Origin of the sequence: Paenibacillus oceani (assembly GCF_014705615.1) — a bacterium.
GTDB classification, from domain to species: Bacteria; Bacillota; Bacilli; order Paenibacillales; family NBRC-103111; genus Paenibacillus_AB; species Paenibacillus_AB oceani.
This window is the reverse complement of the sequence record NZ_JACXJA010000009.1, coordinates 35354-61283: the sequence shown is the minus strand read 5'-3', so window position 1 is coordinate 61283 and position 25930 is coordinate 35354. Positions and strand designations below refer to the sequence as shown.

18 protein-coding genes are annotated in these 25930 nt (G+C 50.9%); 6 read left to right on the top strand and 12 right to left on the bottom strand.

Features of this window, described 5'->3' with window-relative positions; translation table 11 throughout:
• The first annotated feature begins 90 nt into the window (after window positions 1–90).
• The gene (locus tag IDH45_RS09355) at window positions 91–1287 is read left to right on the top strand and encodes a hypothetical protein (protein ID WP_190926859.1); all 1197 of its coding nucleotides are present in this window, start codon (window positions 91–93) and stop codon (window positions 1285–1287) included.
• A 123-nt stretch (window positions 1288–1410) separates the two neighbouring features.
• On the opposite strand, the gene IDH45_RS09350 is transcribed toward IDH45_RS09355, so the two are convergent.
• On the bottom strand, window positions 1411–1968 hold the full coding sequence (locus tag IDH45_RS09350) for a P-loop NTPase family protein (protein WP_190926857.1): 558 nt from the start codon (window positions 1966–1968) through the stop codon (window positions 1411–1413).
• Window positions 1969–2118: 150 nt separating this feature from the next.
• On the bottom strand, window positions 2119–3051 hold the full coding sequence (locus IDH45_RS09345; RefSeq protein WP_190926855.1) for an aminoglycoside phosphotransferase family protein: 933 nt from the start codon (window positions 3049–3051) through the stop codon (window positions 2119–2121).
• A gap of 709 nt (window positions 3052–3760) precedes the next feature.
• Between IDH45_RS09345 and IDH45_RS09340 the strand changes: the two genes are divergently transcribed.
• Both IDH45_RS09340 and IDH45_RS09335 read left to right on the top strand, forming a co-directional pair.
• Complete coding sequence (locus tag IDH45_RS09340; RefSeq protein ID WP_190926854.1) at window positions 3761–4582, top strand: helix-turn-helix transcriptional regulator; 822 nt, start codon at window positions 3761–3763, stop codon at window positions 4580–4582.
• Between the two features lie 206 nt (window positions 4583–4788).
• Window positions 4789–6129 (top strand): ABC transporter substrate-binding protein, encoded by a 1341-nt coding sequence (locus tag IDH45_RS09335; RefSeq protein ID WP_190926852.1) that lies wholly within the window; start codon window positions 4789–4791, stop codon window positions 6127–6129.
• Window positions 6130–6206: 77 nt separating this feature from the next.
• Here IDH45_RS09335 and IDH45_RS09330 read toward each other — a convergent pair whose 3' ends face one another.
• Window positions 6207–6890, bottom strand: a complete 684-nt coding sequence (locus IDH45_RS09330; RefSeq protein ID WP_190926850.1) for an MFS transporter — start codon at window positions 6888–6890, stop codon at window positions 6207–6209.
• A gap of 400 nt (window positions 6891–7290) precedes the next feature.
• Complete coding sequence (locus tag IDH45_RS09325) at window positions 7291–7464, bottom strand: hypothetical protein (protein WP_190926848.1); 174 nt, start codon at window positions 7462–7464, stop codon at window positions 7291–7293.
• 188 nt (window positions 7465–7652) lie between these two features.
• On the opposite strand from IDH45_RS09325, the gene IDH45_RS09320 reads away from it, so the two are divergent.
• The gene (locus tag IDH45_RS09320; protein WP_190926846.1) at window positions 7653–7880 is read left to right on the top strand and encodes a hypothetical protein; all 228 of its coding nucleotides are present in this window, start codon (window positions 7653–7655) and stop codon (window positions 7878–7880) included.
• 107 nt (window positions 7881–7987) lie between these two features.
• On the opposite strand, the gene IDH45_RS09315 is transcribed toward IDH45_RS09320, so the two are convergent.
• Window positions 7988–9658, bottom strand: coding sequence for a ribonuclease J (locus tag IDH45_RS09315; protein WP_190926844.1), 1671 nt, complete (start codon window positions 9656–9658; stop codon window positions 7988–7990).
• A gap of 119 nt (window positions 9659–9777) precedes the next feature.
• On the opposite strand from IDH45_RS09315, the gene IDH45_RS09310 reads away from it, so the two are divergent.
• Window positions 9778–9999 carry a DUF2905 domain-containing protein gene (locus tag IDH45_RS09310; RefSeq protein WP_190926843.1) on the top strand — a complete coding sequence of 74 codons (222 nt, stop codon included), beginning with the start codon at window positions 9778–9780 and terminating at the stop codon, window positions 9997–9999.
• A gap of 93 nt (window positions 10000–10092) precedes the next feature.
• Window positions 10093–10308 (top strand): hypothetical protein, encoded by a 216-nt coding sequence (locus IDH45_RS09305; RefSeq protein WP_190926841.1) that lies wholly within the window; start codon window positions 10093–10095, stop codon window positions 10306–10308.
• 216 nt (window positions 10309–10524) lie between these two features.
• Here IDH45_RS09305 and IDH45_RS09300 read toward each other — a convergent pair whose 3' ends face one another.
• From IDH45_RS09300 to IDH45_RS09270, 7 genes are all read right to left on the bottom strand, one after another.
• A complete protein-coding gene (locus IDH45_RS09300) occupies window positions 10525–11481 on the bottom strand; it encodes an alpha/beta hydrolase (RefSeq protein ID WP_190926839.1) in 957 nt (318 codons plus the stop codon).
• 163 nt (window positions 11482–11644) lie between these two features.
• A complete protein-coding gene (locus tag IDH45_RS09295) occupies window positions 11645–16318 on the bottom strand; it encodes an Ig-like domain-containing protein (protein ID WP_190926837.1) in 4674 nt (1557 codons plus the stop codon).
• 657 nt (window positions 16319–16975) lie between these two features.
• Window positions 16976–17659 carry a type 2 periplasmic-binding domain-containing protein gene (locus tag IDH45_RS09290; RefSeq protein WP_190926835.1) on the bottom strand — a complete coding sequence of 228 codons (684 nt, stop codon included), beginning with the start codon at window positions 17657–17659 and terminating at the stop codon, window positions 16976–16978.
• A 1044-nt stretch (window positions 17660–18703) separates the two neighbouring features.
• Entirely contained in the window at window positions 18704–19741 is a 1038-nt protein-coding gene (locus IDH45_RS34935; RefSeq protein ID WP_190926834.1) for a Gfo/Idh/MocA family protein, read from the bottom strand.
• A gap of 146 nt (window positions 19742–19887) precedes the next feature.
• On the bottom strand, window positions 19888–24276 hold the full coding sequence (locus tag IDH45_RS09280) for a carbohydrate binding domain-containing protein (RefSeq protein ID WP_190926832.1): 4389 nt from the start codon (window positions 24274–24276) through the stop codon (window positions 19888–19890).
• Between the two features lie 119 nt (window positions 24277–24395).
• The gene (locus IDH45_RS09275; RefSeq protein ID WP_190926830.1) at window positions 24396–24752 is read right to left on the bottom strand and encodes a Rieske (2Fe-2S) protein; all 357 of its coding nucleotides are present in this window, start codon (window positions 24750–24752) and stop codon (window positions 24396–24398) included.
• Entirely contained in the window at window positions 24749–25900 is a 1152-nt protein-coding gene (locus tag IDH45_RS09270) for an amidohydrolase family protein (protein ID WP_223836508.1), read from the bottom strand. Before IDH45_RS09270 ends, IDH45_RS09275 begins: the two co-directional genes overlap by 4 nt.
• Window positions 25901–25930 lie beyond the last annotated feature (30 nt).

Sequence of the window (25930 nt, the reverse complement as noted above, 5' to 3'; positions counted from 1 at the left end):
AAGCTCACATTTAAATTCAAAACATTAATTTACAACTCGATTTATTCGTAATATATTTAAATAAATAAATTATATGAAGAGGTGACCGATATGTCCGGAACGTTGAAAGCCGCTTTCGGAAAAGTAAATATTACTCCCGAAGAAACGATGCCTCTGCAAGGATACGACCCGAGGCAATTCGCGGCTAATCCGGCAACGGATATTTTGGATGAGCTGTATGCCAGAATCGCCATATTGGACGATGGACAAAACCGATGCGTGATCGTCAGCCCGGACTGCGGCCTGTCCAATGAAGACTTCGTGGAGGTACCCGATCCGTCCGGACATCCATGGCTTTATCGCGGGTTCAGCAATACGTTTCCAGCCGGTACCAGGCGGTCCTGGGCGGTAGCCGCAGGCATTGCGGAAGAACACGTGACCGTGAATGCGACGCATACGCATAGCGCCCCTGTTCACTTCAACGAGAAATACACGTCCCGCATTCGCGACAAGATTCGCGAGTTAACGCAATCCCTTGTGCCCGTGCGACTGAAAGTCGGTTCAGGGAGTTGCAGCATCTCCGCGAACCGCAGACCCGGGCTAAAAGCGAATCCTGAACTTCCGGTCGACAAATCGCTCTACGTGCTCCTCTTCGAATCGTTGGACGGTAAACCGGTTGCAAGCATCGTCAATTGCGCCGTGCATCCAACGATGGTGTGGAATAGCGCAAACCGGATCAGTTCGGAGATGGTCGGCCTCGCGATGAACTCGGTCGAGAACGACTTTGGAGACGGCTTTGTCTCGCTGTTCCTGCAAGGATTCACCGGGGATGTCGGCCCGCTCTTATGCGGTCCTACCAGCGGGATGAAAGAGGATACTTATCCGTTTGCCGTCGAGGCGGGACGGAAGCTGCGCGGCGATATTTCCGAAGCGATGCGGAGAATGTCAACCGTTGTCTCCGTTCCGTTAAGAACGATGCAGAAGGTCGTCCAACTACCGACTGTCAACGGGTTCCACCGTTCTCACATGGATGTAGTCCTAATGGCTGTACGTTTGGGGGACTTGGCTATTTTGACGGCTTCCGGAGAAATATTCAATGGATATGTCGGCAAAATCGGAGCAAGATCGCCCTTTACTCATACGTTGTTCAGCAGTCTCGGCAATGGATACACCGGCTACCTGCCGACCCTGGAAGCATTCCGCGACGGCTTGGGGGGCTATGAAATGAAGACGACCCCCTTCACGGAGTCGGCTTGCGAACCGTTCACGCTTGGCTCTATCGAATTGTTGGAAAAGCTGATGTCCTGATCGCATGGGCAGCAGACTGATTTAACGGAATTATGGATAGCTGTGATCGATCGACCGCCGTCATGCAGCAAAACACCGCGCGCTGTGATCGTTAAGCTCTTCATGGGCGCGCAGTTCTTTCTGTTATTTGTTTATTAAATAAGCTACAACCTGATCCAACGTACGATGGAAATCCGAGGAGCTTTCGAAATAAGGAAGATTGTGCATTTCGCTCTCTTCTTTATACCTCGCGCTGTCTGCACGAATCCTCTTCATTTCGGCCAGCGCTTCTTGATGGTTCAGGTCGTTGAACCCGTCATTTTCGGTGGCGCTGGAGTGGAACTTCATCTCTTCCACAGCCGTCACATCCAACTCCGCTTGACCGATGAAACAACACTTCACGTCGCCCGCGAATTTTTGTTGAAACTCCGCTACGAATGCTGGCAGCAGTTGAACCCCTTCTACAGTGTAATCGATTCCGTTTTCAACCATCGCGGTCATTAGGGGATCGACGATTTTCCACAGCCGTTGACCGGTCAGAAAGTCGCCCTCGGTCGGCTGAACTTCGAGTTCGGGCACGCCATGTGCGATGCCCATCATTAAATAATCCAAAGAAAAGTAAGGAATGCCCGCTTCTTTCAAAATCTTTTTGGCCGTAGTTGTTTTCCCGCTTCTAGAAGCGCCTCCAATTAAATAAAGCATATGGACCTCCCAACCAGATGAATTATTCCAAACTGCTACTATTTCACAAGCTTAGTTTCAACCGCGGCCCTATTTCGGTAAAACCTTCTCTACGGTAAAAAGCTGCTGAACGTCCCCATTGTTCCGGATTTGGAGCTCCAACTTCTAGTTTCATCTATCCTGTTTTCGATTAAGTTGTTTCACGGTTTCTTTGAAAAACCTCATGGTGTCCTCATACTGGGGCCGATTGGCGTAATAATTCAAAAAATCCAATCCGATCCATACATGAAACAGGTTTTCAAATTGATAAAAATCGCTTTTTCTGCAATCCGTTGTGTAATGCTCCATGAAACAAGCTCTGTATCGTTTATTTTCGTCAGCAGTGTACTTAAATTTCATCCAATAGGTCATTCTCGACAGGTCGGCGATCCAGTTATACGACATGGCGTCGTCCCAATCGATTAAAGTAAGCTCGCCCTGTTCGTCAATGATTACATTTTTCGTCGTTAAATCGCCATGACACAATACGGAGGGGTGGCCGTCGCATAATCGCAGTTGGTCGGTAACCATGTTCTTTATTTCGAGCAAGCTGGTTGTATCGAATAGTCGCTTGTTGATCAGGTTTTTCGCTCTCTCATCAAACTCGTCGCTGACAAAATCAACTAAAGACGGGTACCCGGCTATTCCTCCCCCGATGTAGCCGAAGTTTGGTATAGGAATCTTATGAATGCGGGATACCAGTCTCGCGAGCTTCTCGTAAAAGGCTAAGCCTGTTTGTTCGTTAAATACGATTTGATCGGCCGTTTTACCGGGCAAACATGCCTCAAGCACATATCCTGTATGGAAATGAGGATCGTTCCGATCAAACTCGATAATCGCAGCGCAGCCTATCTGCTGTTCATTCAACTGCCGATTGACAAAAAGAAGCTTCCTGTCTTCCGGCCAGTTTCGCTGCTTGTATATTTTAAAAATGTAAGGTTTGTTTCGCGCCCATAATTTATAGACGGTATTGTTCGGAACGTTTTCGACTTTTCGGATCTCGTCGACTTTAGCGTTTAACAGCTGCTCCGCTTTTGTTCGTATTCGATCAATTATTGGTTCCATGATTCCCCCGTCATGTAAGTACTTTAGCTTATTTTACTACAGGGGCTCTGCAAATAACGGGTATCATTTCGTTATTACTTTATTTTCCTCTTATCCTCGCCGACCGTTCGAAAATTAATTTTCACTTTTCTTCATCAGTCGGTCCGAAACCCACGTTATACTTGGATTCGCCGCGGTATCCGGAATGTCCGGGCTTTTGACGGTCAAGCTCTCGCCTTCATTGACGTAAACCCGGTTAGGGACGAGGATCGCTGAGGTTCAAGCATTTCCAGATTGCTTTTAAACACTTGCACGGGATAATTCCTCCTCTGACTCTATAGTGTTTGAAAGGAGATGCAGCCAACCTTTCTTTCTAAGAAACGATAAATCTTTTCCTTTTCATACATCTGCTGTTTATGAAATCCAGTAAGGCGCTTGCAGCTTCATACGGTGAGAATTCTCCTGCACAAAGGAAACGGTTCAGTAAAACACCCGGACAGTCCTTTGACGTGCAAACCCGTTGACGCGTGCAAGGGAGTGGATACCTTCGCTCCAGCCGCTAGTTGATAAGTTTGTAGCGAATACAGTCGGGATCGGCGAGACACCTCGCGAAGCGTCTGGAGAAAGCCGGATTTCAATTCCCCTTTCATTACCGCCGCCGATCTTTTACAATAGATGCAAGCGCTGTCTTCGCGCGCAATCGCTGACCCGTGAGTGAGGTGCGTTACCGATGACCCCCGTATGTACATGGCTCGATGTATTTGCTTACCGCTCGGATTATAAAATGCCTTCGAAGTTTCACAGTCATCCCGAATACGAGATTTATTACGTTCATGACGGCGGCTGTACGTACCTGATTGGCGAAACGTTTTATGAGCTGGCCCCCGGTGACCTGATCATCATGAACGGCATGAGCCAGCACGGCCCGATCGGCATGGAATCATGCGAGCGCACGATGATCCGGTTCGACGAGGCAAGCACGCTGCCGTTTATTCAGACTCCCGGCGCGATTGATCTGCTCCTCCCCTTCCGTACGATCCGCAATCAACGCTGGCGTCTTGAGGGCGAGCGCAAAGCCGAGGCGGAACAAATTTTGTTAAAGCTCGACCGGTTTGCGAACCAGCCCGGCCAGCTCGGCTTGAGCCGTCTTCGCAACGCGTTTTGCGAGCTGCTTCTGTTCATCTGGGAATGCGGTGAATCGGATCTCTCCGAGCCGACGCCACTTTTGACCAAGGAGTCCAACGTACGCAACATATTGTCGTATATTGAAAATCATTATATGGAGGAGCTGACGCTCGACCGGCTCGCCGACAGCATCCATCTGAGCAAATTTTATATGGTGAAGATCTTTAAGGAACTGACGGGAATGACGGTGTTCGAATACATCAATAAGCGCAGAATCAGTCAGGCGAAGCTGCTGTTTATGTTTAACAAGAAACGGACCGTCACCGAGGTGAGCCTTGAGGTAGGCTTCAAGCAGGTCGCCCACTTCTCCCGCAACTTCAAACAGCTCGTCGGAAAAACGCCTGAGCAGTACCGCAGCTTCGTCTGAAAGCGGGTAACGAGTGAAAATAGCAATTTCGGATAAACGCCACGGCGATGTCGACACGTTGGTAGCAAGACGTGTACCGGCTCCCGTGGTATATTTCTTTTGAAAGCGCTTATATCCGCTTTGTAGAGGAGGGAGTCAAGAAACACGGTTTACAGCAATGCGTCGTTGAGCACCGTACAAACAAGCACAAGGGGGATTCGATATCCGTGACGCGTAAGTTCAAAATGATTCTATTAATTGGGACGATGGCAGCCGCATCGCTTGTGAGCGCCTGCGGCAGCTCATCTGCTACAGTGCCGGACAGCGGCAGCAGCTCGAATAAGTCTGAAGCAGCCGCAAGCGTACCTCCCAAACCGATCGATCTCGTATTTTATCATCCGAGCGCGGATTGGGACGAGGAGCGTTTCATGAAAGAGTTTGGCGATCCGATCAAGGCCAAGTATCCGCATATTACACCGAAATTCATTAAAACCAACGGCAAAGCGGATCAAGTAACCGAGCTCGTTACGACAGGAACCCAGGTCGACATTATGTTCATGTCCATCGGGCAAATTTATAACTATTTGCTGAAGCCGAAGATGGAGCGCGACATTACGGCGCTGATTCAGAAGCACAGCTTCGATCTGAGCCGGTTCGAGACGACGAGCGTCGACATGCTGAAGCAGATCGGCGGCGGCAAGCTGTACGGTATCCCGATGTACACGCTGCCGGCCACGATTTACTATAACAAAGATCTATTCGACAAATTCGGAGTGCCCTACCCGAAGGACGGCATGACTTGGGACGAAACCTACGAGCTGTCTCGTAAACTGACGCGGCAGGATGGCGGGGTGCAATACTACGGAACCGTCATCTCCCCCTCCCATCTGGCGATGCGCAACCAGACTTCCCTAAATATGATCGATCCGAAATCCGGCAAAGCGACGTTAACCGGCGACGCCTGGAACCGGTTTCTGGCCAACATATCGCGGTTTTACACGCTGCCCGGCTACGACTGGACCAATGCGGAGATGCAGGTCGGCAAACAGCGCGATATGTTCACGAAGGAAAAACGGGCGGCCATGTGGATGCCGGTTAGCACGATGCATACAGCCACCGAACTGCAGGGGATGAACTGGGATCTGGCAGCGTTCCCGACGCTTACAGAAGCGCCCGGAATCGGTCCGCAAGCTTATCCGTTTTACTTCTTCATTACGGCGACGAGCAAGGTGCCCGAGGAAGCGTTCGAGGTGTTGTCCTACATGTCCGGCGAGGCGTTCCATATGGAAAAATCCAAGCAAGGCTTGTTCCTCAGTCTGCTGAAAAACGACGCCGTCCGGAAAGCGTTCGGGCAGGAGTCCGAGATGTACAAGGGGAAAAATACAAAAGCGATGCTGCCCGATCGATTCGCCGCCCCCTCATACGTCAGCGCCTATACCAGCTCAGCGGCCGCTAAAATATTCAGCACTCTCGTAAATGTGACGACCGGGAAACAGGATGCGAACACGGCATTGCGGGAAGCCGAGGAATCGATGAACAAGACGATCGAAGCTGATCTGGCCAAATAAATAATGCTGGAAACTCCTGAAGCAGACCAAAAAGCCCTTGATCCGTTCAGTACGCGGACAAGGGCTTTTTATCAGCACTACATAGATAAGGAGGCGACTGATCGCGATACAGTTCGTCCAGCTCTCAACGGCTGTCCGCAGCGTCTTCGTTCCGGTTCATCCGGATAAATCTCATATAGATGAACGCCCCGGTTAAGACAATTACAATACCGGACCCAAAAACCACACCTGCACCCCATACCTATCGACAACCGGGCCGGCCAGCGCGAGCCCGATCGGCGACGAAAGCAGGGTGATACTCGTAACCAAGGAGATGACGCGCCCCAGCTTCTCATCTGGTTCCAGCCGGCCACGCGCGTCAACTGTTCCTTCGGCGCGATAAGCGGAATGGCCGCTTGGAATGCCGGCGCATGAAATGCGGTCGCCGCAGAACGTATCGTTAAGATCGCATACACGATCGGAAGGCTCGGTTCCCCAAGCAGAAAATAAGCGCCCAGAAGCAGGCTCGAAAGCGCTATGGCGCTGTCGGCGGCAATCATCGTCATTTTCCGATTCCACCGGTCGAGCCATACGCCGATGAAAGGCCCGAGCATAGCTTGGGGCAAAAAGGCGGCCAGCCCGGCAATCATAAGCACCGTCGCCGACACTGTCGTTTCCGTCAAGTGCCAGATGACCGCGAATTGGACCATGGCGGACGTTAAGATCGAGAAGATTTGCCCGCTGAAAATAATCGCAAACGTTTTTTTCCATGGAAGCTGCATAGGAAGTGAACTCCTTTTTATCAAGCGTCGTTAGACGCTTGTTCCTTAGTGTTTGCTCGTTACAGACCAGCACAAAAAAACTCATCCATTATTCGCTGTGGCAAACTAATAAGGCACAACAAAAATAGCCCGTTATTCCAAAAAAAATGGGTAGGCCGATTCGCGTTGTACCTTTAACTACCATAAGCGGATCGAATGAGTCAAAAGGAGCATCCCCAGTAAGAATAAGTCCATCAAAACAATCCTTGAAGTTAAAAGGCAATGAAAATTTACGAACATGATTGTTTTGCCGTTGCAGCACCATGTTTGATTGCCCTATTCAGCACAAAAAACCGCCATTAAGAGTGGCGGTCCTGATGTTGCTTGCAATGGCTGCTATCACATGCCCTGTTGGGCGAAGCTAATCTTCGAAGCCGTCTTCGGTTTCCGAATCCTGTTCCCGGCTTGCAGCTATCACTTTACGATCCGCTTCGCTTCCTCCTTGAATCTCTTCAGCCGCTTCGGTCTGCTGCGCCAATTGATTTTCGATTTGACCGATTCCGTGCGCTTCCTGATGCTGTCTGCTCTTTGCCATGTGAGTTCCTCCTCGCAAAAATGACTTGATCTTAGTCCCTTTCCGGTTTAGTATCTGTAACGCAGCTGCAGTTATACATTTGGGAGCGGCAGCGGTCTTCCCTCCCTTTTACATAGGGGGTCCGGCTGGTCAAAGTAATATCATAAAAAACAATAGGATTACAAATAATAAAACAACGAGGTGAGAACATGAGCAGACTGTCTGAAATAATAGAAAACCATAAAAATCTGGACGACTTGTTGTCTATATTCAAGCACTACGGGCTGAACGCACAATTTGTTGCCGCTTCCGTCGTCGAGCAGATTGACCAAACGGCTGGACAAACTCCCCATGACGGGACTCCAACCGCCGCCGGGACGGAACCGTATCCGCCGGACCTAATTGAAGACCTTAAGCAATACTTCGCAAGGCTGTAAAGTTCGGGGCTAGCCCTGTTACGATTCATAGTTGTAAATAACGGTTGAAGCCCTTCAAAGTCGAAGGGCTTCATTCATTTGGGTATACACCCCGCTGCCGCATTCGCTCATATTTCAATAATGATCGGCAGGATCATCGGCCTTCTCTTCGTGCGGGCGTAAAGCAGCTTGCCCAACGCATCTTTGATCGTTTGCTTGATCACGCTCCATTGGTTGATTTTGTCCTCATGCATTTTGGAGACGATCGTCGCTACTTGTTGATTGACTTCTTCAAACAGCGATTCCGAGTCGCGGACGTAGACGAAACCTCTGGATATCGTTTCCGGTTCGGAGATAAGCTTCCCCTCCGTCTTGCTTAACTTGATGACCGTGATCAGGATACCGTCCGCGGACAGCTGCCGCCGATCCCGCAGTACAATATTGCCGATATCCCCGATCCCGAGACCGTCTACAAGAATTTGACCTGCCGGGATGCGTCCCGATTTGCGAAGATAACCTTCGCCCGATTCGACCACATCTCCGTTATTTAAGATGAAAATACGGTTGCTCTGTACCCCCACCGCTTCGGCGAGTATCCGATGTTGATGCAGCATTCGGAACTCCCCGTGAATCGGAATGAAATACTTAGGCTTCATCAAAGTAAGCATAAGCTTCAACTCTTCTTGGCTGCCGTGCCCCGATACGTGAAGCATTTCGCTCTTGGATCCATAAATGACGTTGGCCCCGAGTGTATACAAATTGTCGACTATACGCGCGACGTTGCGCTCGTTGCCCGGAATCGGATTAGCTGCGATAATGACAGTATCTCCCGCCTGGATCTCCATCAGTTTATGGTTGGAGCTGGCTAGTCTCGATAGAGCGGCCATCGGCTCCCCTTGACTGCCGGTACAGAGGACGGCGACCCGATTCGGAGGAAGCTTGGCCGCTTCTTCGGGGTTGACGAGCATCCCTTCGGGTACATGAAGGTAACCGAGCTCTTGCGCAACAGCTACGACGTTAATCATGCTTCGCCCTAGCAGAGCAAGCGAGCGGCCGGTCTGGATCGCGGCGTCGACGACCTGCTGGAGCCGGTGCACATTGGACGCAAAGGTGGATACAAACAACCGGCGGTCCGCCTTCTCGAACGCATCTGCGAGATGCTCGCCAACCAGTCGTTCGGAGGGCGTAAATCCCGGACGTTCGGCGTTGGTACTCTCCGAAAGCAGGACGAGGACGCCGCGTTTGCCGATATCGGCCATTTTGTGCAAATCCGGATATTGATTATTAACCGGAGTCATATCGAACTTAAAATCGCCCGTATGGACAATGACGCCTGCCGGCGTATCGAATACCACTCCCAGACAATCCGGTATGCTGTGATTCGTATTAAAAAAACTGCACTGGATAGGTCCGAAGGTTATCTCCGAGTCCGAATCTATACGCTGCAATACCGTTTCCCGGAGCAATCCGTGCTCCTTCAGCTTGATCTCGATCAAACCGAGCGTCAAACGGGAAGCGTATACGGGCAGCTGCAGCTGTTTCAGCAGGTAAGGAATGCCGCCGATATGATCTTCATGCCCGTGAGTGACGACAACTCCCCTCACCTTGTCTTTATTGCTTAGCAAGTAACTGATATCCGGAATAATCAGATCAATGCCCAGCAAGTTCTCATCCGGGAATTTCGATCCGCAATCAATGACTACGATATCGTCGCCGTATTGCAGGACGTACATATTTTTACCGATTTCGTTAACGCCTCCGAGCGCAGCGATCAACAGGCGTTCTCCGGGCAGTTCCATACAAAATCCCTCCTCAGGTTGTTGCCTATATTATGAATGAGGAGACCATGGATTATCCTTTTTAACCCGAAAGAGCAGCCTGCAATACGATAATAAGGAATCAAAGGAGAATAGAACGGATGAACCATGTGCCGAGGGTTCTTATGGGAGCCGGAATTGTGCTGATCGTAATCGGGCTGATCTGGATGCTTCTCGGCCGATTTATAAACCTTGGCCGATTACCCGGCGACATTGCTGTCGAAAAAGGCAATTTCAAATTTTATTTTCCCGTCGTCACCTGCATTGTAATCAGCGTAGTGCTGTCGGTAATCGCCTATATCGCAAGGCAGTTTATGAAATAAGTCCGGAGCGCAAATGAAACCGTTCTTGCATAAATTGCCGGGTCAGGCAAAAAATAAGCCCATACAACCAAAAGCAATGGAGGGCGCGTACCGATGAACCGAAACGGCGATGAAAGGAACGAAAGCGCGATGGAGGGCAATGAATTAACGAAGGAGCAGCTTTCCGACGTTTATACTTCGGGGACGAGCGACGGGATTCACAAGCTGTCTAGCGGCAGCGTAACCGTTTCCGATGAACCTGTCCAATCTGGTTCTGTGAAAAGAGGTGCCGCGGAATCTGCGGAGACTTCGCCGGCCAACGGGAACTAATGCGGGAAACCGTCATGGGCTGTCTCAAATCTTAGAACCGATTTGCCCGAGAAAAAGGACCCCAACCTCCACATTGCCGTGGAAGTTGAGGTCCTTTCGATTGATATTGGTGACGTGACAATTCGTGCCGCCGGGCTGCCGGCATCGATCGGAGCTTCGATTTCGCCGCAGCTTGACCTTGCAAGGATTTTGCCAGATCGGCCATGGTGTTGGGACTTATATCCGCTCCCCAATCGTTTTTGCGCAAACCGTTTGCGACATCCACGTCAAGATATCTTTGTACACTTCTTCTTTGCCGATTTCATTCAAGATTTCGTGCCGCAACCCTTCGTACAACTTCATCCTGACATCGAGCATTCCCGCTTTCCGGTAAGATCTGTACGCCTTTTCGACCATTTTGCCGAATCCCCCGACAGGATCATCCGCACCCGACAGCAGGAAAACCGGCAGCTCCTTCGGTGTTTGGGCGATTTGGCCGGGATTAGTAATGTTAAGCAAGCCTTCGAACATATCGCGGAACCCGCCGGCAGTGAATACAAACCCGCACAGCTCGTCTTGAATAAACGTATCGACGATCGCCGGATCGCGGGTTAACCAGTCCTGTCCCGTCCGGTTCGGCTCAAATCGTTTATTAAACGAGTTGTAAGTCAAGTTGTACAACAGACTGCTCCGATGCCGAATGCCTTTTGTCCGAATCACCTGATTGGCCAATAACCGGCCTGCAAGCAAGGAACCCCTGAAGTGATGAGCCGTCCCGCTTAGAATAAGACCGGCAAGCCCGGAACCGTATCGGATCGCGTAATCCCGGGCTACGAACGAGCCCATACTATGTCCGAACATCACTACGGGCAATCCGGGATGCTCCTCCCGGATTTGCTTCGCAACCTCGTGCTGTTCCCTGACCAAACCGCTCCAGCCGTCCTGTTCGCCGAAATACCCCAAGTCCTCCTGAGTCGAGACGGAATGTCCATGTCCGCTCAGGTCGCCTGCGTAAACGATCCATCCATGACCGGCTAGAAAACGGGCGAATCCGTCATACCGGTCCGCATGTTCGCACGACCCGTGCACGATTTGAATGACACCCTGTACAGACTGCTTCGTTTCGTCAACATCCGGTTCCCATTTGTATACATGCATCGATTGGTCCGGCATTTGAAATTGTGATTTTTTCATCCGAGCATCACTCCCTGATCGGTCTCCCTACGTAATCTTTGTCTTCTATTATATACTCCAGAGGGCGGCCCGTCATATGCGGTTCCATTGAGGCGTTACGCGGCCAAACGAAGCCGCCCCGACTCTGTAAGGAATCGGGGCGGCAAGCCAATCTGCTGTTCGTTTACTCGGATGAATCCGTGAGCTTGCTGCGAATGTAGGAAATATTGTGCAACAGCAAATCTGCAAAGGAAGCTTCGATGCCATTGCCGTGCTGGGCACGGATCTCGTTCTCGAGCGGCTTCAGCGCTTGCTCAAGCTTGTGGGGATCGTCTCCGGCCGCATCCGCACGCCGCGCCTTCACGACCAGACTTTGCAAAATGCCGCGATTTTTCAGCCAGCCTTTGGCATGACCGATCTCAAGCGCCGGGATCAGCTGCCCCGCATCCGTTTCGACGCTCAGAACGAATTCGCGCACCGTCTCATGACCGGCGCCGTCCACAGCCGTCGCCAGCACCCGATGCTCGCCTGCGGCCAGCTCTAGCGGCGACACCGTCAATGTCGGCTGCTTCGCTACGCCGTTCAGCGTCACCGTCAGCGAAGATACTCCCGTAATGGAATCGGCCGCATAGACGGAAAGCGTAACCGTCTCGGTCTGCCTGACGACGGACGGCATCTGGAAGGTAATCGAGGGACCGTATACATCCGAGATCACCGAAGCCGATGCGCTATAACCGCCCTCCTCGGTTACGGCCGTAATCGTCGCCGTTCCTTCACCGCTCGCTGTTACATTCCCTTGAGCATCTACTACGGCTACCGCCGAGTCGGAAGACGTCCAGCTCACGTTCCCGCTCGCCGCTCCATCCGGAAGGACCCGGGCTGTCAATTTCGCCTGCTCGCCGATCGAAGTAAATTGCAAGGAGGATTTGTCCAGCTCGATTCCCGTAACGGAAGGTGGGCTGTATACAGCGACTTCCGTAATGCTGTTATAGTTGTTGGCGGAGTTACCGCTGCCGACAATGCGAATGTAACGGGCTTGAACCCCTTGCAGCAAAAAGGTCTCAGGCTGGATCGTCGTCCCGGAGCTTTCGCCGCTGAATACCGTCGTCCATTGTTGGCCGTCGGCAGACGCCTGGATATCGAAGTAAGCGCTCCTCGTCGTTCCGTTAAAGATCGCGATGGATACGGCGCCCACTGGCTTCACGTCGCCCAGGTCGTATTGGATCCACTGTTTGCCGGGGGCCGACCAGCGGGTATCGAGGTTCCCGTCGATCGTTTTATCCGGCGTATTGCCTTGGGCGGCTTCCGGCACCGAGCTGGCTTCTACCGCTGCGATCGGATACGGGCTCATCCCCGGCGGCTGGCCGATCAGCGGCAGTCTTTTGAAACGGACGGTATACACATTAACCAGGTTCGGGTTGTCTATAGACCGAACGTGTACTTTGGCTTCTCCCGGCACGCTCCCACTCTGTACAACCGTGAACGGATGAACCGAAGAAGCGCCGACTACCGGCACCGCTGCCGATTCGAACGGTACGGACACTTCATAATAAGTCCCTTTCGGCTTAAAGCCCGCGATCGGCTGCCCGTCGACGGTTAACGTATCCAGCTCCGGTCTGGCCGGTCTCGGAACGGGGTCTCCGCCCGGTATCGACCAAGCCGTTAGCGGCGTATAGGCAGGCACGGAGGACGGGAGCGGCTCGCCTTCGTATAACGGAACCAGCCATACAGCCAAATTGCCTTCCCGGACGTCTGTCATATGAACCGTCAGCTTGCGGACGCCGAAATTGATCGACTGCTCCGCAGGATCGGGCGATGTAGGCAGCGCTATCGCATCCATCGCCGAGAAGACTGCGCCATCCGGCGCCTCGATCAGTTTCGCGTACAATCGCTTATCGCCTTGGCTCAATATCGCTGCACGCCCGTTCTCGATAATCTCGATGGAAGCTTTCGTATGCATGAACCAGTATAGCTCGGACGCCGTTTTCAGCTTCATTTCGTCCTGAACGATCAGTTGGGTCCGGTCTCCGGTCAACATCATGCCGCGCTTCATGCTGACGGCGTCGTTTTTGTAAACGGGTGTCATGTCCACAATACCCAGAGCGCCGCGCGGCTTGGATTCCTCGCGAATGCGAAGCGCCGTTTCCAGCGGGTCCTGCTGCACGACCGGATTTTGTACCGGATTCACGACGATCGTGTTGTGACCTTCAGTCTTTTTACGGTAATACGTCCAGCGTTGGTACCTATAATCCCAAAATCCGGGTAAATTGTAGTTTTCGTTGCCGGAATCCATCGCCCAACGGACGCCCAACGCGTCGAACACAAAGGTTCCCGCATCGAGATCGTGATGGCTTTTCAGCGTCTCGTTGACCCCTTTCATCGACGCAAACAAAGCTTCCGGATCGTCCCAAGCGCTGCGCATGGAGCTTGATTCGATCGCCGAGTAAAACTGATCGAGCTCCGTCGGTTTTTGATCGAATAAGCCCGGCTTGTACAAGACCAGATACAGCGGGTGGTAGACGCCTTTGCGCCGGGAGAGGTCCCCGATATGCCAAGCATACTCCGGTTTGCCGAAAAAGTCGGCGAACCAGAGCGACTCCGGCTGTGCCAGCGATATTCCCCCGTCAAAAAAGTCGAAATATCCGCCTTCGCCAAGCAGATGATATGGAAACGCCCCCGACTCCTCGAAGCCGGCAACTCCGGAAAGTCCGTAGTCCGTTCCCATCACGTTGTTCATCGCTGCGATCATATAACTCAAATACTGTCCGCCATAATGCCAGTAAGCCGGCCCTTCCGGCCACGCCCCGTCCGGCGTGTAATGGCGCAGCGCCTGCTGAAGCTTCTTGTATATTCCTTGCAAAACTTCGGCGGCGGCAGCTTCATTCTGCGCCGATTCGTCCATAATGGCTAGCGCGGTCAACCCAAAGTTGCCGTTGTCAACCAGGTTAATATTGTTGAACTCTCCGTTATGCGTAAATACGCCCCGATACCAGTCCAGCGCGACATTCAGCGATTTGACGCGGATGGCGTCCGCAATAGCCGTCCGTTCGGCCGGCGTCATCGCCTCGTATACCCAGTCGTAAGCCAGAGCGACCGCATGCGACAGCTCGGCGAGCGCCAATATATTATTCGTACGGGCTCCCCAGTCCGCATAACCGGCAAGCGCTTCTAGCTCCTGGATCGTCCGGTCCGCGTAACGGCTGTCCAAGCTGAGCTGGTACATCAATCCGGTACGCAGCAAACGGTCGCGAATCCCATAGTTGTTCGCACCGGCCGACGCATAAGGGAGAGGCGCCGTTTGCAGGATCGGCTCGGCCTCCTGCTTCAGCCGTTCGTACCATTCCTTCATATATATATCGGTGACGATCAGCTCCCTCGCCTGCAGGAAATCTTCGCGGTCCGCCAAAAGCCGCGGATGCTGTCCATACTCCGGCCGGCTGCGGAACTGGGCGGACAAATCTGCGATACCCGGAATAACCGCGATTTGCACCCGTCCTTCCACTCGGCCGCCTTTGCCGTCCAACGCTGCGACGCGGAACCCGTCATACCCGACAAAGTCCGTGTCGGGCGTGTAGAGGTATGTACCGTCCGGATTCACCTGCAAAGCTCCATGCTGCGGCTCCGTTACTTTCTGCCATACGATGGCGTCGCCGTCCTTGTCGGAAGCTAGCTGCAGCTTGTCGTTCAGAGCCGTGTTTTTCCCGGTCGACGACCATTTCAGGTCCAATTTCGGTTCATCGTTCACCGGGGTAACCTGGATGGAAGCGATCCCGAATCGGGGGCCTCCTTGGCCGCTTGAGGCCATGAAGGCAAACTCATCCGTTCCTGCATAATCGGGATTCGGGTAATAAAGGAACCGTCCGTCTGGAAATACGGTCAGCTTCCCGTTAGTCGGTTCGATCGCCGTGCGGAAGGTCGCGGTGCCGCCGCCTTGGCTCGTCGCGATCAGTTGCCCGCTTAGTTCGCCGTCCTCCTGAACCGTTCCCGTATAAGGAGTGACACTCAAACCGTCAGGCGCGCCGACACCCACTACGGCCATATCCGTGAAACCGCCTTCATCGGTTTGCACCGTAATAACAGCGTGACCGGCCGCTTTGGCGGTAACCAACCCGGCGGCGTCTATAGCCGCGACCGAGGGATCGGAAGAGGTCCATGTTACACTGCGGTTCGTGGCGTCGGCCGGAATCAATTCCGGTGTTAACGAGACCGTCTGTCCAATTTGCAGCGATTGAATGGCCGGATCGAGCGTTACGCCCTGCACCCCTTTCCACTCCATCACCTCAAAATCGTCGAACCACACCTTGCCGGTACTGTTTTCCAAAAATGCTTCGATCTTCAGCCAAGACGGAGTGGTCGCGTTGTCCGGGATTTTCGTCGTTTGCTCGAAATAGGTCCAGTCCGTCGTTCCTTTCGCTTCAGCCATGTTGACCAGAACGTTGCCGCCTGAAGTCCGGCCGATCTGAAAGCGGACCAAAGCTTTGTTCGAGACATTCTCCGTTTTCATCCAACCGCTGATTTTGTAGGTTTTGCCTTTCACCACCGAATTGATCTGCTGGAAAATCGTTCCCCGGGCGGTGGAGCCCGCCTCGATCTTTACCGATTTGCCGCCGGTACGGGCAACGGAGTTGTCTACGGCATAGGCAGGCGTTCCGCTGAACACATACCGCGTCCAATCGGCCGCTGCGATTCCTCCCGTCCACGCCGAATTGGCCGCCGTTTGCTCGAAGCCCGGATTGGTCAGCAGGTTGACTGTTGCGGATGTTTGCCCGGTAACCTCGGCATAGGCTGCTGGAGGCTGAATCGATAGGATACTAAATAGCATAAAGACAGTCAGCATACAGCTCATCGTTTTTTTCATTCCTGTTCCTCCCAGACCGTTGATTGAATACACCTTAAACCGCTCTTCATGCGCCGTCCTCAACGCTGTAGGCGCTTTCAATATGACATATACCTCCTTTGCCGGTTTAGTAGCGAGCTTTTCGCCCTTTCCACTATACGGAAATCACCTCCGTCTGGCTATTATCTGTTCTTTTTTCAATAAACCGATTTTCAGATCGGATGGCGGAGCCATATAAAAACCCCGTGAATAAGGCTTTCGCCCGGCACAGGGTCAACTTTGATAATCTGAACTGGATTGCTCTCAGCAACGCTACATCGTATTTTCCCTCAACATCGGAGTACAATAACTCAGGGCATATTCAAAGTAACTCTTGACCTCGTCGCAACCGGACATTACTACTCAGCATCATTGTGGCAAGTCGTCTGTTCTGATAACGGGGGACTACTACAATGTTTTGCAGTTCCGCTTGATTTGCCTAAAGTAATGCTCTAGTGCCGTCTTTTGTTGCTCTGTACAATTTTCTGCGGATACCCCATGCTGTCAACGTTAGCGTAGCATGCGGCATCGGGATATTTTACAGCAGAATAGCCAGGCCAGACGGAGCGTTGAATACTCAATCCGTGATTCAAAAAAATACAGACTCTCTAGAAACAGTGAGAATCTGTATTTTAGTGTTTACTTAGTCAAGCCTGCTGCCTTAACTTGTTCATTGTACGCTTCGAAGAGGGCGTTTCCATTATACTTAGTCATTAGCTCTTCACGATATTCAGGCCATTTCTTACCTGATTTATCATCAAAGATCGCTTTCGCTTGCAATTCGCGTTGGCGCTTACGGAAAGTACCTAAATCAAAGCCAGAAGGCGAAATTAGACTCGTTCCTAAATAAGGAGCCGATGGAATATTTGCAACAGTTTTTGCGATTTCACGGTCACGGGCAGTTTTATTCGTATTAATGACATTCAAGCCGAAAACTGATGGAGTTGGCGGGGTAAAGAAATCCCAGATGGTTAAGAAGTCGCCTTTGTCAGTGATGTCTTTTTTGAAAGCATCGAGATTGAGAGTAATTGTTTTACCGTTCCTGGTATAATGTTTGTTCTCCACTCCGTAATGTGTTAGAAGGAAGCCCTCCTCGCTGGCTAACCAATCAAGAATTTCTGCAATGCGGGTAACCTTCTCAGGTGATTTCTTGACTATGTTCTGGTGGAATAGAATTGGGGATCCCGGAGCAACACCAGTCGCAATCGGTTGGCTACCGAATGGGGTGAACGGAACCCAGTTTGCGTTTGGAAACAATGCTTTAGTTTTAGACTGGATACTCTGAGGATTCGAGTCATACGCGAAATCTTTCGTTGTACCCATTATTACTCCAGCTTTTCCTTGTGCTGCTCTGTCTATATGTTGTTTGTCGCGACAGCGTTATTATATCGTTGCTTAGGATTGTCAATCCATGCATAATCCTCAATTCTATTTGTATAATCTTCTACTTAAAGGTGCAAAAGTGAATAATCATTAATTTATATTTGGTATGACCACGTTTAAATATTAGCTTGAATGTTAAAACCCCCTTCCAAGGATATTCTGGAAAGGGGGTTTTACAGCATTAGCATAGCGTATGGGATAGCCTTGCCGCAACTGAAACGCAATGTTTTAATATTTGCGAATATATCTGTTTTGCATGCAATTCGTTCGTAAGCCTGAATCCAACGGAGCAAAAAATCGTGTTCGATGATGTCCTTTTTATGCCGGAATGTTTAGGGTGATCATATTTCGGTTTTTAGTTCTTATTCTTCCCCTCCTGACCGTAGTTCAGCAGGATACCTCGGACTGGCAAAAGTTCAAGAGTTTTGACGTATAGACTATTTATCTGGAGATTTGGCCGCAAAAACTTGAGTTCAGGAAAAAGCACGCGTAGGTTCTCGGTTTATTCCTATATTGTAGATGAACGGTTCTAATCGAATGTTGCGGATAAATCGACTCAATTTGTTCCAGTGTCAGGTCTCCAAGCTGTCTGTTGAGCAAGAAAAAACCTACCTTGCCCCGCTTTATAGTCGATATACTGCGCCCCTTATTCAGAAAAGTCCAGATTAACAGCCTTACTTCATCTTCTCTATAAACTTGTCGAATTTCGCCAGCCAAATGTCGGCACTTGCTACATTCAAAATTTATGCTTTATAGTTTCAAGCTAAGTGAATACAAACAAATACTGACACTTCGTCGCGACAACGATATTTTACCATTGTTTAAAATTGCCATCCATGAAATATCCTATATTTTGTTTGTACAATCTTCTACTATCAGTAAACACCACCCGCTTGCATCAGTAAGCCTCGACGGGGATTGCTCGGGACGGCTGCATGTAAGGAACCAGGCGGATTCATCCAGATGCTTTCGCTATACGGCCTATTACACGATCGGGACAGGAGATGGGACGGAGATAACGTCCTGCTCCGTTCCGGTTGCATCCGAACGGTAGATCGCATCGATGACCGCACATACCGATTGCCCGTATTCGCCGGAATTGTCGGTTGGCCCACCCCGCTCGATATCGTCCAAAAACGCGCTCCATTGCGCCTCAAATACATCCACCGTCTCGCCCAGATCGACCTGCGTATACGTCCGATCTTCACCAGCGATCCAGAGCGAATGCGAGCCAACCAGCTCGAGCTGTCCTTCCGTTCCGATAAACTCGGTCTCGTTGACCGTCACATTGTTATACCCGCACAAGGAGATCATCGCCGATACGCCGACCGCTGTCTGCATCAACAAGCTGCCGCCTCCCTCGACATTGCCTCGCGTCCCGTAATACGTCAGATGAGCCATTACTTTCGTAATTGGCGATCCGCCAATCCATTGCAATTTATCAATACAGTGGCTGCCGAGGTTGATTACGACACCGCCGCCGGATTTCGCCTTATCCAGAAACCAGTCCGGACGCTGCGGCAAAAAGTACGGATGATGTCTACGCTCGAATATGGACACAAGCTTTCCCAACTGGCCAGAGGCGATAATCGCCTTCACCTTGCGGTTCGCAGCATAATGATGCTGCAGTTGACCGACGGCGAGATAGACGCCGTGCTTGTCCGCCGTTATGTTCATTTCCACACATTCATCCGTATTAAGCGCCATCGGCTTTTCCATCAGCACATGGCAGCCACGCTCCGTGCAATCGATCGCCGCCGTCTTATGTAAATAATGAGGTAGCGTAATGATAGCGATATCCGGCTGTAGCTCACTAACCATCGTCTTGTAGTCCGTATATGCGGCAGCTCCTGAATCGGAGGCTAATGATTGTGCCTTTTTGTAGTCAATGTCTGCTATGCCCGCCAATTCCGCACGCGTATCCAATCGCAGCACCCGGGCATGGTCGTGTGCGATTGCTCCCGCACCGACGATGACAGCTCTGAATTTGCTCCTCTCTCTGATCCGGAAAAGTGAAGTCACCCTGCAAAGGGTACTTTACCGATTTTGCGCCAATCTCGTTTGGAACTCGTCGGTCGTCAAGGAAGCGAGCCCGGCAACTGCGCTGCGCTCGTCAGCAGCGTGAACGCCTGTTCACGGCAGCGGCATGTGCCATCCTCGTCAGTGATTTAATAAGTAATGTTCAGCTCGTCTATCCACATCGTACCTGCGGCATTTGGGTTACCGTGAGTTAGTCTCACTTTCAGCTTATTCTTGTAGTCGGAAGGCGCAGTAAATGTAGTTGTCTGAGTAGCCCAAGAAGTTGACGTGAAAGTTTGATCTACCAGCATCGTATTTGTAGTTGTATCGATAATCTGAAGATTTCCGCCTGCGGTTCCGCTCACTTTACCTGCAAAACTTACCTTGTACAAAGTACTCGGGCGATATCCTAACCAAACATAGGATAGCTCCTGGATTGCACCATCGCCTGAAGAATCAATCTTGAACGAATGAATCCCCGCAAATCTGTCTGTAACGTCAATGGCTGCCTTCTCGGTAATCGTTGATGCGCCGCGTACCCAATAGCGGGGAAGTGTTGAATCCCATATGTCCACTGTCTCAAACCCGGCGTTCGCAATCTCTCCGTCAGATAAAGATGGATAAGCATGGACATCATCGAATCCGACCGATGAGCCGGCAGGTGACACTGAGGAGGTGTATAGCCTGACGCGAACATCATGGCCAACTTCTGGCGTTTGTATTGTGAACTCATTTCTCGCCCAACTTGTATTCGATACAATTAATTGGCCAAGATTTGTTGAGGTTGTATAGTCATAAACTTGAACTCTCCCGTTAACGGTTCCATATTTTTTACTTAGGAATGAGACGGTATAAGGTGTGTTTGGTTCATAATGTTCCATTCTCTGCTCTATAATTTTCCAACTTGCTCCATCGGCAGTTACAAGCAGGGAAGAATCGTTCAACCCCGTATCCGTTTTAGTCAATGCCGCTGTTGCCGATGTCGAATTATATCTCGTCCAGCGTTGCGGCAATGTAATGTCAGACGGATCCGCCTGTTCAAAGTTGGAGTTTACAACCTTGTTTCCGCTCCATTTCGCAACTCCTGAAGCTATTACCGTCGAGCAGCCATCTGTTTCGCATACTGCATTCGCAATATCTCTAACCAGGGGGTCGAATTCAGCAAAATGAGTCCAGAAATGAAACCGGTTCGTATTTGTTTTATCAGTCGTAACAAGAGGCTGCCTCGAGTTATAATACGAAAGTACCGGATCCGGAAGGCTCTTATTCCACATCACATCTGTAAACGTTCTGGTGAATTTCGCCATATCATCAGCGGTAAACACTTGCCCTTGATGATAAGCTTCCACCACTCCCGCCATAGTCAAACCGGCATGGGATATGTCTTCTTGCTTGTAGCTGGCATAATGCCCGCTGTCCCAATCACCCATATTATCCCAATAGTTCCACAAGTAAGCATCCGTAGCCAGATTCGTATTCAGCGGATGAGGGACGACTGTGCTTTTGAAAGCGCGCAACATATCGTTTGCCCTGCTCCAATATAGCGGACGATCCGAGGCGTAGGCGGCGTCCCCTTCCGTTGCATCATAAAGTAAGTACAGCATCTGGGCAAAAGCCAAGTACTGATTATGCGGCAGACTGCGGCCGGGGAACAACTCCGTACTGAAGCCTGCGGGGAACAGATATACACCTGATCCGTTGTTCGCTCCATCCGTTCCGCTTATTTGCTTCCAATACGGGTCCCATTTGCGGAACAAATGATCCGCGGTAAAATCGCGGTATGTATGAGCCTTGGTCAAGTAAGCTGCATGCAGGGAAGGGTCCGCAATCACTTTATTAACAAATCTTAAGACGGGAGACATGATCACCCCTTCATGCACCATATGTTCCCATTGCTGTCCAAGCTCAAAGGAATCGACCCAGATCGTGTCACCAGTAGACCCGGAAGGAATGGACACTTCGACTATAAGATCGTGTCCGGCTTCCGGTGTCTGGAACTCACCGTTCACTGTGGTGAGCTTATCCGTGTTACCGAAGCTCCAGCTTCCGAGCGCGGTAGATGTTGTCTTGTCATATACGCGAACTTGCCCGACTGCCCCTGTAGATGCTTTGGCGCTAAAAGAAATGCCATAGTTCACATCCGGTTTGTAATTATACATCTCTTGATAAATCATAGGCGCAGTCGCATCTACATGGACGAGTTCGAGGCCGGCCCCGTCACTAAAGATGGCAGAATCATTGGTGCGGTGCGCTTCTGCAAGTGTCGTTTCAGAACTTCTCGTCCATGCTGCCGCTTCCGTATGAGCTAAGCGCTTTAAAGAGATATCGTCTACGTAGCCTATTGCACCGTTGGACGATACAGACTGTGATATTCGAATTTTAATCGCTTTTCCAATTACATCGGACGCGGTGAATACCATTGTTCGGTTCGACCATTTGAGGCTGGAATAGGTGCTGGCGGCAAGCACTGTATTGTCGGTCTCATTGAATACTTCCACAATACCGGGATAGTTCGTGTCGACAGCGCGCCCCTTATAGCCCAAAACATAAACAGATCCCGGCCTGTAGGCTATTTTCTGCTCCAACCCTTTGACAGCGGAGGCGGATGGTTGTATCGCAACTCCTCTTGTCCCGGTGTAATTGTTATTAATGCCGGTCACCAAATAGGCATCCGCAGATGTCGTACCCGACATTCGGGTCCAGCTTTGCGGGAGAGTCGCATCCGATCCGTCAAGGATCTCAAAACCGGTATTCAGTAATGCGGATACCGGGAAACTCGTGTACAACTGCAGATCGTCAAAGTAACTTGTGAACCCGGTCAAGTTCCATTTGTTCTGATACAAGCGGATCTTAAGTATTTTTCCGGATGTCGGCGCAGTGAATGTCAACTTGTGCGGAGCCCATGCTGTTGACCGGAAGGTAGTCGACCCGATCGTTACGCCGTCAGTTACATTATAGATTGACACAAGTCCGGACGCCTCGGTACCGGATACTTTTCCTTTGAAAGACAACGTATAAGTTTGTGACGGCAAGTAACTAATTGTTTGCTCGGCAACTTCCCAGGAAGTATTGTCGGTTGTTGTGGCCAACGAAAAGGAGCCGGAAGCCGAGTCGGTGCTGATGTATACGTTCGCCGATGTAGAAGCGGAACTTCGAGTCCAGTTGTTCGGCAGCGTCGGGTCAACGGTGTTCAGCTCCTCCATGCCGCCGTTAATAAGCGGGGAGTCCTCCAGCAATACTAGATCGTCGAAGTAACTGGTGAACCCTGGCAAGTTCCAATTCGTCTGGTATAATCGGATTTTGATAGTTTTTCCTGCCGTGTCTGGCGCAGTGAACGATACATTTCCCGAAGACCACGACATGGATCCGACAGTTGCATAGGCCATTACCAATCCGTCCGTTGCGTTGTAGATTTGCACTCTCCCTTGAGCGGCCGTGCTGGATACCTTTCCTTTGAACGATAACGTGTAGGGTTGCGACGGTACATAGTCTATGACTTGTTCAGCGATTTTCCATGAAGTATTATCCGTTGTGACAGCCAATGAATAGAGGCCGGAAGACGATTCCGGGCTTACGTAAACATTTGATGAATTCGATCCTACTCTGCTCCAACCGATGGGTAGCGTCGAGTCCGCTGGGTTCAACTTCTCCATGCCGCCGTTTTCGACCAATGGTATTGCATCATCCAAAGCCTTGACGGACAGGTTATCAAAGAATGCCTTGTATCCGGTTTGGTCATAGCTCTGCAGACCAAGGCGAAGCTGAAGGGTGCCGCTGGACGGTGCTTTGAATGTAAACACATAGCGTTCAAACCCGACATGATGAGCTCTCGCGTAACCTATTACACTATCCGTTGATGCATTGTACACCTGTACGAGTGCTTGCGTCATTTCCGAGTCTACGCTCATGAACGATTCTACCCTGTAAGTTATGCCGGGTGTATAGCCTAGGTTCTGAACGAGCCGATTCTCGTTGATGCCGTCGCTCTCAACAACGGCGCCGGCTGATCCGCTGAATGCAGAACCTGTGGCTGTAGAGCGGTAGACGGAGCCCGCAGCCCCTTGCACAGTCCATCCGTCCGGTATATGATTGCTGTCCGCATCCTGCTCGAATGAGCCGTATACGGCCATTTCAACCCTGGAATCAATCGACCCCTCGATCGTAAAAGTGTCGTTTTTAAGCTGGTTGTGGGCGGCTGTGTGATCTTTCCAGCCAAGAGCTCCGTCACCGTCGTGGTCTGTGGCGTTGCCGATCATTCGGTCGGTGTGGTCAACGATTTTGTCAAGCCATTTTGAATCTCCGGTAGTTTCGTACATGGTCACGTAGCTGTCGAGATAGTAGCTCTCGCCCCAGGCAAGCGAGCCGCCATTCGGATTATCGGACACGCCTCTTCCGAAATTCACGTTCTGATCCCCATTCAAAAATCGGTCCGTGGTAGTGTCCTGAGCTCCAACAAACGTTGGCGTAAGGGCGGCAGCCAGTACCATTGTTAATGCAAGTACCTTAATACACTCTGAATGTAAGCGATTCCAATTCATTAATCAATTCCTCCCTTATAAAGGATCGAAAATCGTTGTTGAGCGGATAAGGAATTAGAGGGCATGCGCCCTCCCTCCCCTAGCAAACCGTTTTTTTGCTCTAGCGATTATCCGTTTCATTATTTAGGAAGTACGACAAACAAGTCCTCATCTTCGATTTCCACAGGATATCCCCTTAATTTCGTCGTTGAATCGACCAATAATTGTCCATTCGTCAGATCGAACTCCCAGCCGTGCCAAGGGCAACGCAAAATCTGATCTTCCATTCCATATTTGTACTCGTACACAAGTGAAGGAAGTCGTGTCCCGCAAACAGGACCTTTGCATATAGCTGCCCCCTGATGAGGGCAAAAGTTGCTCCACGCATACCAGTTTCCCCGAACGTTGTACAAACCGAACTCTATTCCTTCGATTTTAAAGATCTTCTTTTTCATTTCCTGTATATCGGCTTTTTTCCCAATCCAATGCCTGCTCATTCATCTTCTCCCCAAACATTTTCGGGTGAATGCTCCGACTCCTTGGCGATTTTTTCGGCCAGGTCAACGGAAAGGTCATTCTTCCTTTCGGGTCTCGTGTGCAGCCCGTACAGGTCTGCTGCGGTTCCCGCCAGAATACGCTGCTTCATAGCTTTCGGCATTCGCGGAAGAGCCATTCTCGGATTGTCATTATCCCAGTGCGGATAGTCCGATGAGAACATGACTGTTTTCTCTGCCTCGATCATGTGCAAAATTTGCAACAAATGCTCTGGATTGTCCGGTTCTTCGATGGGCTGCGTTGTCAGCCGGATATGGTCCTTGATGTACTCAGACGGGAAACGTTTCAGCCACGGCGTCGATTCTCGCAGAGCCTTATAGTTTTTATCCATTCTCCACATCAGGTGCGGAAGCCAGGAAATCCCTCCTTCGATAGCAACAAATTTCAGTTTCGGAAATTTCTCAAATACCCCTTCGCATACGAGGCTGTTTACATGGGTCATATAGTTCGTCGGCAAAATATTATGCCATTCCATATATCGGGTAGGGTAACCTGATGGTGTTGGTGCTCCCGAGATGCCTTTCCCCTCTGTGCCGGGGTGAACCGCTACGGGCAAGCCGCACTCTTGCGCTGCGTCGTAGATCGGGTGATAGAAACGTTGTCCATAAGGCATGCGCGCCGCGCTTGCCATAAGCACTTGAACCATACTCGGATTGGATGCGAGACGTCGAATTTCTGCAGCCGCCGCCATCGGATCGGAGGCGTTTACGAAGATGGAGCCCCTGAATCGTGGGCTGACATTCAGCCATGTGTCGACCATACGGTCGTTGCAAGCAGCAGCCAATACATTTCCATAGTCCGGATCCGGATCCAGCGAAAGGCCCAGAACACCGGATCCGGTGAGAATGGCGTAGTCTATACCGTAACGATCCATATGATCGCTGATTAGAAACTGTGGGTCGCTACCTGGAGCCCCCCCTTTGTCCGTAACCGCATCCTTGCGGTTTGTACCAATGGACGAATAATACTGTGCGCCATAGGGCAGGCCTACATCGTGATATCGATCATGCCACGCTTTCGGCAAATACGGCAGCAAGGAGCCAATTTGGTTATGAACATCCGTATCGATCAGGACAGGTGTGTCATTCATTGTCATAATTCCTCCTATTTGTAACTCATG

Coding starts and splice junctions, on each gene's coding strand:
- IDH45_RS09355 (WP_190926859.1), top strand. CDS start 91: ATGTCCGGAACGTTGAAAGCCGCTTTCGGAAAAGTAAATATTACTCCC.
- IDH45_RS09350 (WP_190926857.1), bottom strand. CDS start 1,968: ATGCTTTATTTAATTGGAGGCGCTTCTAGAAGCGGGAAAACAACTACG.
- IDH45_RS09345 (WP_190926855.1), bottom strand. CDS start 3,051: ATGGAACCAATAATTGATCGAATACGAACAAAAGCGGAGCAGCTGTTA.
- IDH45_RS09340 (WP_190926854.1), top strand. CDS start 3,761: ATGACCCCCGTATGTACATGGCTCGATGTATTTGCTTACCGCTCGGAT.
- IDH45_RS09330 (WP_190926850.1), bottom strand. CDS start 6,890: ATGCAGCTTCCATGGAAAAAAACGTTTGCGATTATTTTCAGCGGGCAA.
- IDH45_RS09325 (WP_190926848.1), bottom strand. CDS start 7,464: ATGGCAAAGAGCAGACAGCATCAGGAAGCGCACGGAATCGGTCAAATC.
- IDH45_RS09320 (WP_190926846.1), top strand. CDS start 7,653: ATGAGCAGACTGTCTGAAATAATAGAAAACCATAAAAATCTGGACGAC.
- IDH45_RS09315 (WP_190926844.1), bottom strand. CDS start 9,658: ATGGAACTGCCCGGAGAACGCCTGTTGATCGCTGCGCTCGGAGGCGTT.
- IDH45_RS09310 (WP_190926843.1), top strand. CDS start 9,778: ATGAACCATGTGCCGAGGGTTCTTATGGGAGCCGGAATTGTGCTGATC.
- IDH45_RS09305 (WP_190926841.1), top strand. CDS start 10,093: ATGAACCGAAACGGCGATGAAAGGAACGAAAGCGCGATGGAGGGCAAT.
- IDH45_RS09300 (WP_190926839.1), bottom strand. CDS start 11,481: ATGAAAAAATCACAATTTCAAATGCCGGACCAATCGATGCATGTATAC.
- IDH45_RS09295 (WP_190926837.1), bottom strand. CDS start 16,318: ATGAAAAAAACGATGAGCTGTATGCTGACTGTCTTTATGCTATTTAGT.
- IDH45_RS09290 (WP_190926835.1), bottom strand. CDS start 17,659: ATGGGTACAACGAAAGATTTCGCGTATGACTCGAATCCTCAGAGTATC.
- IDH45_RS09280 (WP_190926832.1), bottom strand. CDS start 24,276: ATGAATTGGAATCGCTTACATTCAGAGTGTATTAAGGTACTTGCATTA.
- IDH45_RS09275 (WP_190926830.1), bottom strand. CDS start 24,752: ATGAGCAGGCATTGGATTGGGAAAAAAGCCGATATACAGGAAATGAAA.
- IDH45_RS09270 (WP_223836508.1), bottom strand. CDS start 25,900: ATGAATGACACACCTGTCCTGATCGATACGGATGTTCATAACCAAATT.